The following is a 9,054-nucleotide window of genomic DNA, read 5'->3' as shown; positions in this document are numbered from 1 at the left end:
CTACACCCTGCTGGCGATTCCGTTCTTCCTGCTGTCCGGTGCGTTTATGACCACCGGCGGTGTGGCCCAGCGCCTGATCGATTTCGCCAACGCCTGCGTCGGTCATATCCGCGGCGGCTTGGCGATTTCTGCGGTGATGGCCTGCATGCTGTTTGCAGCGCTGTCAGGTTCGTCGCCCGCTACGGTGGCGGCGGTGGGTTCGATTGCCATCGCCGGCATGGTGCGCTCCGGTTATCCGCAGGCCTTTGGCGCGGGCATCGTCTGTAACGCCGGTACGCTGGGCATTCTGATTCCACCCTCGATTGTGATGGTGGTGTATGCCGCGGCAACCGAGCAGTCGGTGGGTAAGCTGTTTATGGCCGGCGTCATCCCGGGCTTACTGCTGGGCGTGGCGCTGATGGTGGCGATTTATATCGTCGCGCGGAAGATGGACCTGCCGGCTATGCCGCGCGCCAGCCTACGTCAGTTGCTGACTACGGCGCGAAAAGCCGTCTGGGGCTTGCTGTTGATGGTGATCATCCTCGGCGGCATCTATTCCGGCATGTTCACACCGACCGAAGCCGCTGCGGTAGCGGCAGTGTATGCCGGCTTCGTCGCGCTGTTTGTGTACAAAGACATGACGATTCGCGAGTGCCCCAAGGTGTTGCTGGACTCCGGCAAGCTGACCATCATGCTGATGTTCATCATCGCCAACGCTATGTTGTTTGCTCACGTACTGACCACTGAGCAGATCCCCCAGACCATTACCGCCTGGGTGATCGAGATGGGCCTGCAGCCTTGGCAGTTCCTGCTGGTGGTGAACGTCGTGCTGCTAGTGGCAGGGGCCTTTATGGAACCGTCGGCGATCATCCTGATTCTCGCGCCGATCCTCTTCCCGATTGCAGTACAGCTGGGTATCGACCCGATTCACCTGGGCATCATCATGGTGGTGAACATGGAGATAGGTCTGATTACGCCACCCGTGGGGCTGAATTTGTTTGTCACCTCGGCGGTGACTGGCATGCCGCTAACGGCGGTGATCAAGGCCGCCTGGCCGTGGCTGATGCTGTTGCTCGGTTTCCTGATGATCATCACCTATGTGCCTGCTGTTTCCATGGCGCTGCCCAACTGGCTGGGCATGAACTGACAGCAACACCCGATGTAATCCTTGTACTGTTTCAGCCCGGCCTTAGCGCCGGGCTTTTTTTCACCTAGAAAACACTCAGGGTTAAACCCGCGCCAGATCGGGCAGGTCGCCCGACAGCCCCAGGGCCTGACGCACAAACAGCGCCTTGGCTTCCGGCAGACCGTCCACCCAGTTCAGCCCAGTGTTACGCAGCAAACGCAGCGGCAATGGGTCAGCCTGGAACAAGCGCTCAAAGCCCTCCATCGCGGCCATCATCGCCAGATTGTGCGGCATGCGCCGGCGCTCGTAACGGCTCAGCACCTTGCTATCACTCAGGCGCTCACCCCGCTGCGCGGCATGCAGCAGCACCTCGGCCAGTACTGCCACATCGAGAAAGCCCAGGTTGACGCCCTGTCCCGCCAGCGGATGAATGCTGTGTGCGGCATCGCCAATCAGCGCCAAGCCCTCTTCGACATAGCGCTTTGCATGCCGTTGCCGCAGCGGGATACACAGGCGCGCGTTGGCATGCAGCACATCACCGAGGCGATGCTCGAAGGCAAAACCCAAGGCACGGCGAAAACCGTGCTCATCCAGGGCCATCAGCCGTTCGGCTTCGCTTGGGGTCACCGACCAGACGATCGAACACCAATGCTCACCCTCGGGTCCAGCCAGCGGTAAAAAAGCCAGCGGGCCGTCATCGGTAAAGCGCTGCCAGGCCGTGGCCTGATGCGGCTTGCTGCAACGCACACTAGTGACGATGGCGTGGTGCAGATAGTCCCATTCACGAGTGGCGCAACCGGCCAGACGACGCACCGCCGAGTTAGCGCCGTCTGCGGCAATCAGCAACGGCGCACGTAGTTCGCGACCGTCATTCAGGCTCAGCAACCAGCCATCGCCAGAACGGCGTAGTTGCTCGACCCGAGTATTGGCCAGCAGGCCCACCGGACTGTCGTGCAAACGCTCAAGCAGTGCATCCTGCACCACGCGGTTCTCGACAATATGGCCGAGCACCTCGGCATGCACGCTGGCCGCGCTGAAGTGGATTTGTCCGGTGCCTGAGCCGTCCCACACCTGCATCTCGCCATAGGGGCTGACGCGCCGTGCGGTAATACCGTCCCACACGCCGAGCCGCTGAAGAATACGCTGGCTCGCACCCGACAGTGCACTGACCCGCGGCTCGAAGGCAATTTGCGGGTCGAAGGGTTTGACGCTGAGCGGGCTACCATCGACCAGCAGAATATCCAACCCCTGATCTTGTAGGGCCAGCGCCAGGGCGCTGCCCACCATGCCTGCGCCAACGATGATCAGATCCGCTTGCATCACATATTCCTTGTTCAGGCTGCCTGCCGAGCGCGCGGCTTGAGCCGCACGTAGAGAGTTTTGTGCACCCGCGCCACCAGCGTGCCGCTGCCATCGCGCACCTCCACATGCAGTTCGGGCAGGTATTTATCGCCCTCTGCTGTGTGCTTGCGGATATCGGCAAGCAACGATGCGTCGATGCTAAAGTCGGCGTAAACGGGGCCTTTGCCGGGCGCGATAAAGTCGATGTGCGCGGCTTTGTCCCAGACGATGAAGTCACGCCCAAGGTTTTCCATGATCATCAGCATGAAAAACGGGTCAGTCATCGAGTACAGGCTGCCACCGAACTGGGTACCGACATAGTTGCGGTTATACCAGCCGAGCCCCATCCTCACCTGCACCTGGCGGAAGTCCGCGCTGATCTGCCGCACCCGTACACCCGCCCCCAAGTAAGGCGGGTACAGGTTCATCGCCCAGCGCAGCAGCCGTGCCTTGCGCGCCAATCTCTTCGCCGACATGCCTCAAGACTCCGAGCGGATGCCGAGGCCCATGGCCTGGCGGGCGAACCAACGTTTTGCCGGGGGGAGCAAATCCAGGCCGAGTAAACCGAGATTGCGCCCGGTCGCCAGCAGCGGCTGTCCGGTACTGAATAATCGAGTGACCTGATCAGAAAAGCCTACCGTGAGTTGCTGGTCGCTCTGCTGACGACTCAAATAACGCTGCAAGGTAGCCAGCTCGCCGAGCGGCGCGGCACTCTCCACTAGGGTTTCTGCCAGCATCAGGGTGTCGCGCAGCGATAGGTTGTAGCCCTGCCCGGCAATCGGATGCAGGCTGTGCGCGGCATTGCCGAGCACCACCAAGTGCTTGCGCACCTGCTCTTTCGCGGTAGTCAGGGCCAGCGGATAAAGATAGCGCGTACCAACCTGACGCAGGCTGCCTAAGCGGTAGCCGAAGGCCTGCTGCAACTCGACGAGAAACGCAACATCGTCAAGCGCCATTAAGCGCTCGGCCTCTTGCGTGGCGCGGGTCCAGACCAATGCACAGCGCTTATCTGCCAATGGCAACAGGGCCATTGGCCCCTCTTCGGTAAACCGCTCAAAGGCCAAGCCGTTATGCGCCTCTTGTGGGCTGACGTTGGCGATCAATGCGCTCTGTCCATAGGGTGTGGTGCTGACATCGATACCCAGCTGTTCACGCAAGCCAGAGCGGCCACCCTCGGCCATGACCGCCAGGTTGCACTCAAGCTCACTACCATCGTCCAGGGTCAGACGGTAGCCATCCGCCAGCGCGTGGATTCGCGTGACCTGAGCCGGGCTGCACCAACTCACCACGTGCGGGTCCAGCGCCTGCCACAGGCATTCGCCGAGCCAGGCGTTTTCTACCACATAGCCCAGCGCCGGCACGCCTTCTTCGTCGGCGCTCAGGCGCGCGGCAGCAAAGCGACCACGGTCGGATATATGAATCTGCTTTATCGGCTCGGCACGCTGGCTGATGTGCGACCACAGACCAAGGCGTTGATAGATCTGCTGGGATCCAAAGGACAGCGCCGTTGAACGGGCGTCATAACTCGGCTGATAGCCAACGCCCGGAGTAAATGGCTCAATCAGACAAATACTCCAACCGCGCTGTTTGGCTTCGGCCTGCAGGGCTACAGCGAGGCTGGCGCCAACCAGGCCGCCACCGATGATGGCGACATCCACCCGCTGCATGCTTAAGCCGCCGCGCTGCGAGCGGCAGCCATCAGCGCTTCGATTTCAGCGACAGTTTTCGGCACACCGCGGGTGAGAATCTCGCAGCCACTCTTAGTCACCACCACGTCATCCTCGATACGCACACCGATGCCGCGCCATTTCTTCGCCACATCAAGATTGTCCACGGCGATATAGATGCCCGGTTCGACGGTCATGGCCATGCCAACTTCCAGCTCGCGCCATTCGCCGCCGACCTTGTACTCGCCGACATCGTGCACATCCATGCCCAACCAATGGCCGGCGCGGTGCATATAGAAGGGCTTGTAGGCCTCGGCGGTAATCAGTTCGGTAACCTCGCCCTGCAGCAGACCCAACTCGACCAACCCGGCGGTAATCACTTGCACAGTGGCCTCATGGGCCTGATTCCAGTGTTTGCCTGGGCCGATGTCCTTGAACGCAGCTTCCTGGGAGGCCAGCACCAGCTCGTAGATGGCTTTCTGCTCAGAGGAGAATTTGCCACTGACCGGAAAGGTCCGGGTGATGTCACTGGCGTAGCAGTCGATCTCACAGCCCGCGTCGATCAACACCAGATCGCCATCTTTCAGCACGGCATCGTTCTCGCGGTAATGCAGGATGCAGGCATTTTTGCCCGCCGCGACGATGGAACCATAGGCCGGCATCTTCGCCCCGCCCTTGCGGAACTCATAATCCAGCTCGGCTTCCAGGTGGTATTCGAACAACCCGGCGCGGCTGGCCTGCATGGCTCGCACATGGGCGCGGCAGGAGATGTCAGCCGCTTCCTTCATGACTTTGACTTCCGCCGCTGACTTGTAGAGACGCAGGTCATGCAGCAGATGTTCAAGGGTGACGAACTCATTGGGCGGCGTCGCGCCCTGGCGCGCCTTGGAGCGGATCACATTGATCCACTCCATCAGCTGACGGTCGAATTCATGGTTGGTGCCCATGGAGGAATAGACCCGGTCACGACCTTCGATTAGCCCCGGCAGAATGTCGTCGATATCACCAATAGGGAACGCATCATCCGCGCCGTAGTGGTTGATTGCACCGTCTTGGCCGGCGCGCAGGCCATCCCACATCTCACGCAGGGGGTCACGTTCACGGCAGAACAACACGTACTCGCCATGTTCACGCCCCGGAATCAGCGCAATTACCGCCTCCGGCTCAGGAAAGCCGGAGAGGTACTGAAAATCGCTATCCTGACGATAAATGTGCTCAACATCGCGATTACGGATATACACCGGCGCCGCCGGCAGAATCGCGATGCTATTGGGCTCCATCTGCGCCATCAGCGCCTTGCGCCGACGGGCGTATTCCGACTTGGGGATGCTGATCATGGGCAGTTGAGTCCAATTCTTATTGCATGAAAATCAATGCAGCGACGGTTTTGCCGCGGCGACTTCAGGTTTAGCGCACTCGCTGAACAGCAGCAGCGGTGCAACACGCAGGTACTCCATCACTTCCATGTAATCAGTTTCACCGTCCTCAGACTCTTCCAGGGCATTCTGCACCTGAGAAATTGCCGAGAGGTCTTGCAGCACTTCCATAGCTTCAGCACTGAGGGCGCTGTCACGGGCAGTTAAACCAAAGCCGCCGAGGAAGCCCTGACACCATTGTCCCAGAGCCACAGCGCGCTCGCTAAGCGGCGCATCGTCGCTGGGCAACAGCAGCACTACGGTGACATCGTTGCTGGTCAGCTCGCCCTTGACCATTTCCTGCAGGCCAATCAGCGCTTGGCGCACAGTATCTTCCGGCGCAGCGCCGAGCAGCTCGGCGGCATCCACTAGCCAGGAGTCGATTTCGAAGCCGGCACCCGCACAGCTGCGGCCAAGCAATAGGCCGTGCAACTCGGCAGGGGAAACGGTGTGGCCGCTGCTGGCAAGTAGCGCGGCAAAAGCGGAATACGGCGAATTTGAAGTTGGCATAGATAACTAGGCGCAAAGCTGCGCAATCACTAGAATGGAGGCCTTGTATCCTAGCACCGGCAAGCCTGCCAAGACTATCCGAGTGGCTCGGCGGGCATGCATAGGTCGCTCCGGGTAAGGACAATCACCGCAGCGCAATCAGCGGATGAAATGCATCAATCGTTAACGCCAATCTGCTCCACACTGCTAAATACGCCACCTAAGGGCACCGCGCCTCGTCCGCACTGTCGAAGCCACCCTAAAGACGTTATTTTCACTTGCCAGCCCACTCACCTAGCACGAGTAGAGAACCATGGAAGACGTCGACCTGCAGGCTCTTACGACCAAGCTGGACTTGCTAATCCAGCGTGCCGAGCAGCTCAAAGCGCAGAACCGACAGCTTCTGGCGAGCGAAAAAGCTTGGCGCGAAGAACGTGCCCACCTAATTGAAAAGAACGAAATGGCCCGGCACAAGGTCGAATCCATGATTTCGCGCCTTAAAGCCTTGGAGCAGGATTAATGTCCCAGTCGAATACCTTGACCGTCCAGATCATGGACAAAGAATATTGCATCGCTTGCCCGAGCGATGAACGCAGCAATCTGGAGAGCGCTGCGCGCTACCTGGATGGCAAGATGCGCGAGATCCGCTCAAGCGGCAAAGTCATCGGCGCCGACCGCGTCGCCGTGATGGCCGCGCTGAACATCAGCCATGACCTATTACACAAACAGCAACACCTTGATCATCAGGCCGGCGCGAACCGTGAACAGCTGCGTAGCCTGCTTAATCGCGTCGACAACGCTCTTGCCCAAGACCCCAATGAGCAGGGCAGCTGATTGTGCACCTGCAGTTTCGGGTATACTGGCGACCGCTCCCTGAAGTGTGCGCCAGTTGGTCATGTCCCTGAGCCGATTCGCACAACCCCGGGGGTTGCAAGTTGAGACCGGTGTGCATGTCCGCTCGACGGAAAGCCTTAAGGTCTCCTGCAACCTCCACCTTGAACTTTCGGGTTCAAGGGCTAAGCCGACAGCGGCACGTCGGGGAGTCACTTTTCCCAGCCAGCGGCCCCTACGCGGCAACTGCTACAGCCACCGCCCATGCTTGATACCACTGCCCTAAGCCGCGCACAGCTGCGCCGCCACCTGCGAGTAAAGCGTCGAGCACTCAGCTGCCACGCCCAACGACAGGCCGCGCATGGCTTATATAAACAACTGGCGCAACATCCCCTGTTTCGCCGGTCGCGGCAGATTGCCATGTACCTACCCAATGATGGCGAGATCGACCCGCGTGCCTTACTGCGTGCTGCACAGCAGCGCGGCAAAGCCACCTACTTACCAGTCCTCAACCCCTGGCCGCGCAGTAAAATGGTGTTTCAACGCGTGCGCGCCGGCGAGCCCTTGCGGAAAAATCGCTTTGGTATTTACGAGCCACGGCGCAACTGCCAACGGCAACGTAAGACTTGGACACTGGATTTAGTGCTGCTCCCATTAGTTGGCTTCGACCGCCATGGCGCACGCCTAGGCATGGGGGGAGGATTTTATGACCGCAGCTTGGCCTTTCGCAGGCTGCGCAAAAATTGGCACAAACCGACATTGCTGGGTCTGGCACATGAATGTCAGCAGGTTGAGCGACTGACCATGGCCAGTTGGGACGTGCCGTTGCAAGGCACCGTGACGGACAAGGCATGGTATTGAATGGCGAGGGTGGTACCGCGCTCCATGCGGTACCCAACCGGTTCAGCCTGCCACGTTGGGCTGCGTAACCGGCGCTGGTTGGTGCTCCCACAGACTCTGGGTGTAACCCGTGGTTACCACGCCCAGGCTGAACAGAATCACCAATACCCACAACACATCTGGTTTACGTTTCATCGAATGCCTCCCCCTTCAAAGGCACAGCGCGGTGTAGCCGCGGCAATTATTGTTATAGGCCCAGCAGCGGCAGCCATCTACATAGCCAATTTACCGATACAACAAATGGCAAATAACCAGCACAAAGCCGGCTCCCGTTAACGGACTGGAACACAGGAGCAAAGTTCATGCCTTATTGGCTAATGAAATCAGAACCCGACGAGCTGTCGATTCACGACCTGCAGCGTCTTGAGCAAACGCGCTGGGATGGCGTGCGTAATTACCAGGCGCGCAACTTCTTGCGCAGCATGCAGCCAGGCGACTTATTGTTTTTTTATCACTCCAGCTGCCCGGAGCCTGGGATTGCCGGCATCGCTCGCACTGTGTCCGCCGCCTACCCCGACCCCACCGCACTAGAGCCGGACAGCCACTATTTCGACGCTAAAGCCAGCGCGGCTAAAAATCCCTGGAGCGCGGTCGAAGTAGCCTTTGTCGAGGCGTTCAAACGCGTCATCCCCCTGGCACAGCTGAAAGCCCAGAGTGCACTACTGGAGTTGCCGTTGGTGCAGAAGGGCAGCCGCCTCTCCGTCATGCCGGTCAGCGCTGAGGAATGGGCAGCCACCCTGGCGCTGCGCTAAAAAGGTGCAGTGCCAGGTAAGCGCTTATTGAATAATTAAATTATTGAACAACAGGTCTTCAACCAGCGGCTTGCCTTCTTCTTGGTTAAGCACGCCCTGTACCTGCTTGAGCGCCTCGGTACGCAAGGTTTCCCGAGCGCCAGGAGCAGCCATGGCCTCTTCCGTTTGCTGGGAAAACAGCATGACCAGTTGGTTACGGATCAGCGGCTCATGATGTTTGACCTTTTCTTCCACATCCTTACCGGTAACGCGCAAGGACAGGTCCGCCTTAAAGAACTTGAGTTTGGGGCCGTCGCCAAAATTCCCTACCAAGGCTGGCACTAGGGTGACGTAGGACACTGCAGACGCAGCGCCCTCTTCACCTTCGGCCTCTTCTTTGCTTCCCGAGGCTTGCGCCATCAAGGGCATGGACAGAGCCAACAGCAGAGCGATCCAGACTTTCACAGGCGGTATTCCTCAAGAGTTCAGCGCCTAGCATAGCCACAGTCAGGCGCTGGCCCAAGCCCCAGGCTTATGCACGACCATCAGGCGTAGGCATGCTGATTGACCGTACC

Annotated in this window: 12 protein-coding genes and 1 other RNA gene; 6 read left to right on the top strand and 7 right to left on the bottom strand. The window is 59.5% G+C overall.

Translation table 11 applies throughout. The annotated features are described in order from the left end of the window. Positions 1 to 1,126: C4-dicarboxylate TRAP transporter large permease protein DctM (gene dctM, locus BMZ32_RS08990; protein WP_090241450.1), on the top strand; the 1,126-nt coding region annotated here is incomplete at its 5' end. Positions 1,127 to 1,207: 81 nt separating this feature from the next. Here dctM and BMZ32_RS08985 read toward each other — a convergent pair. From BMZ32_RS08985 to BMZ32_RS08965, 5 genes are read right to left on the bottom strand one after another with little or no spacing between them, the layout of a single operon-like run. Continuing rightward, a complete protein-coding gene (locus BMZ32_RS08985; RefSeq protein WP_090241449.1) occupies positions 1,208 to 2,425 on the bottom strand; it encodes a 2-octaprenyl-3-methyl-6-methoxy-1,4-benzoquinol hydroxylase in 1,218 nt (405 codons plus the stop codon). A 14-nt stretch (positions 2,426 to 2,439) separates the two neighbouring features. After that, positions 2,440 to 2,922 (bottom strand): DUF4442 domain-containing protein, encoded by a 483-nt coding sequence (locus BMZ32_RS08980; protein WP_090241447.1) that lies wholly within the window; start codon positions 2,920 to 2,922, stop codon positions 2,440 to 2,442. Between the two features lie 3 nt (positions 2,923 to 2,925). Beyond that, on the bottom strand, positions 2,926 to 4,113 hold the full coding sequence (ubiH, locus tag BMZ32_RS08975) for a 2-octaprenyl-6-methoxyphenyl hydroxylase (protein ID WP_090241446.1): 1,188 nt from the start codon (positions 4,111 to 4,113) through the stop codon (positions 2,926 to 2,928). A 2-nt stretch (positions 4,114 to 4,115) separates the two neighbouring features. After that, positions 4,116 to 5,450, bottom strand: coding sequence for a Xaa-Pro aminopeptidase (pepP, locus tag BMZ32_RS08970; protein WP_090241444.1), 1,335 nt, complete (start codon positions 5,448 to 5,450; stop codon positions 4,116 to 4,118). Positions 5,451 to 5,483: 33 nt separating this feature from the next. Beyond that, a complete protein-coding gene (locus BMZ32_RS08965) occupies positions 5,484 to 6,038 on the bottom strand; it encodes a YecA/YgfB family protein (protein WP_090241443.1) in 555 nt (184 codons plus the stop codon). A gap of 292 nt (positions 6,039 to 6,330) precedes the next feature. Here BMZ32_RS08965 and BMZ32_RS08960 point away from each other — a divergent pair, with 292 nt between their 5' ends. The 4 genes from BMZ32_RS08960 to BMZ32_RS08945 all read left to right on the top strand — a co-directional run bounded on the left by BMZ32_RS08960 (position 6,331) and on the right by BMZ32_RS08945 (position 7,709). Continuing rightward, a complete protein-coding gene (locus BMZ32_RS08960; RefSeq protein ID WP_090241441.1) occupies positions 6,331 to 6,537 on the top strand; it encodes a TIGR02449 family protein in 207 nt (68 codons plus the stop codon). Further along, positions 6,537 to 6,851, top strand: a complete 315-nt coding sequence (locus BMZ32_RS08955; RefSeq protein WP_090241440.1) for a cell division protein ZapA — start codon at positions 6,537 to 6,539, stop codon at positions 6,849 to 6,851. The genes BMZ32_RS08960 and BMZ32_RS08955 overlap by 1 nt, the downstream gene beginning before the upstream one ends. Positions 6,852 to 6,884: 33 nt before the next feature. Continuing rightward, positions 6,885 to 7,063: non-coding RNA, 6S RNA (ssrS, locus tag BMZ32_RS08950), on the top strand. Between the two features lie 49 nt (positions 7,064 to 7,112). Next, the gene (locus BMZ32_RS08945) at positions 7,113 to 7,709 is read left to right on the top strand and encodes a 5-formyltetrahydrofolate cyclo-ligase (RefSeq protein ID WP_090241438.1); all 597 of its coding nucleotides are present in this window, start codon (positions 7,113 to 7,115) and stop codon (positions 7,707 to 7,709) included. A gap of 42 nt (positions 7,710 to 7,751) precedes the next feature. Here the strand turns inward: BMZ32_RS08945 and BMZ32_RS19630 are convergent, their stop codons facing one another. Continuing rightward, positions 7,752 to 7,883 carry a hypothetical protein gene (locus BMZ32_RS19630; RefSeq protein WP_279626725.1) on the bottom strand — a complete coding sequence of 44 codons (132 nt, stop codon included), beginning with the start codon at positions 7,881 to 7,883 and terminating at the stop codon, positions 7,752 to 7,754. Between the two features lie 167 nt (positions 7,884 to 8,050). On the opposite strand from BMZ32_RS19630, the gene BMZ32_RS08940 reads away from it, so the two are divergent. Then, complete coding sequence (locus tag BMZ32_RS08940) at positions 8,051 to 8,500, top strand: EVE domain-containing protein (protein WP_090241436.1); 450 nt, start codon at positions 8,051 to 8,053, stop codon at positions 8,498 to 8,500. A 24-nt stretch (positions 8,501 to 8,524) separates the two neighbouring features. Here BMZ32_RS08940 and BMZ32_RS08935 read toward each other — a convergent pair whose 3' ends face one another. Then, positions 8,525 to 8,944: a flagellar basal body-associated protein FliL gene (locus BMZ32_RS08935; RefSeq protein ID WP_090241435.1), complete on the bottom strand. Its 420-nt coding sequence runs from the start codon at positions 8,942 to 8,944 to the stop codon at positions 8,525 to 8,527. Positions 8,945 to 9,054: the final 110 nt, after the last annotated feature.

The organism is Pseudomonas guineae (genome assembly GCF_900113745.1).
GTDB lineage: Bacteria > Pseudomonadota > Gammaproteobacteria > Pseudomonadales > Pseudomonadaceae > Aquipseudomonas > Aquipseudomonas guineae.
Note: the sequence above shows the minus strand (reverse complement) of the source record. Positions and strands in the feature narration are given on the sequence as shown.